Annotated in this window: 1 protein-coding gene; it reads left to right on the top strand. The window is 49.5% G+C overall.

Annotated features, from left to right (window positions below; all coding sequences use genetic code 11):
* The coding region (locus GPK90_RS15035) for an RNA-guided endonuclease TnpB family protein (RefSeq protein WP_215703345.1) at nucleotides 1-1056 on the top strand (1056 nt) is incomplete at its 5' end.
* Nucleotides 1057-1161: the final 105 nt, after the last annotated feature.

Below are 1161 nucleotides of genomic sequence, written 5' to 3'. Positions count from 1 at the left end.
CTGCTGAATTCCAACATGGCCCAGCAGATCCTTAAGGAAGTGGATGGATCTTTTAAGTCTTTCTTCGGTCTGTTGAAACTGGCAAAGCAGGGGAAGTATCCGTTTTCATCCTGCAGGCTGCCCAAATACCTTCCAAAAGACGGCTACGCAACCCTGATCGTCGGGTTTGTAAGATTGAATGGGAACCGGTTTGTCCTTCCGTACTCAGCAGCGTATAAGAAGCATCATAAACCGGTCACCATTACCATCCCGCCGGTCCTGGCAGATAAAACCATTAAGGAGATCCGTATCATCCCAAAAGCAGACGCCAGGTTCTTTGAGATCCAGTACACCTATCAGGTGGAAGCGGCTCAGAGAAATCTGAATCCAACCCATGCACTGGCGATCGACTTCGGGATCGACAATCTCATGACGGCCGTTTCCAACAGAGGGGAAAGCTTCCTCATCGATGGGAAACGCTTAAAATCCATCAACCAGTGGTTCAACAAGCGGAACACCTGCCTGCAGAGCGTCAAAGACAAGCAGCACTACGGAAAGAAAACAACCAGACGTCAGGTCGTTTTGCAGAGGAAGAGAAACAACCAGGTCCGTGACTACATGGGTAAAGCAGCGAAACAGGTGGTCACCTACTGCATCCGGAACGATATCGGAACCCTGATCGTGGGCTACAATACCACATTCCAGCGCTCCTCAGATCTTGGCAGGCAGATGAACCAGGTCTTTGTGGGAATTCCGTTCGGGATACTCCGCAGGAAACTGAAATATCTGTGTGAAATGAATGGGATCCGCTACGTGGAACAGGAGGAAAGTTATACTTCCATGGCATCCTTCTGGGATCTGGATGAAATGCCCGTATATGGAGAAGCAGGACTTGTGCCACCGGTCTTTTCCGGCCGCCGGATCTGCCGTGGCCTGTATCAGGACCGCTCTGGAAGGCGGATCAACGCTGATGTCAATGGTGCTTTAAATATCATGCGTAAATGTAACATTGTGAGCCTAAGGGCTCTATATGATAGAGGCGATGTGGATACGCCTGTAAGAATAAGGATCGCCTGAGAGCGGGCGGAAACTCAAAGATCAAACTTCTTAAACGGGAGTCCAAGGATTCCCCAGAAGCCCCCACTTCAAATTTCTTCAAAATTAAGTGGTGGGTAATTCACG

This window comes from Clostridium sp. MCC344 (genome assembly GCF_018785365.1).
Classification (GTDB): Bacteria; Bacillota; Clostridia; order Lachnospirales; family Lachnospiraceae; genus Pilosibacter.
This window is presented reverse-complemented; position numbering and strand designations above follow the sequence as displayed.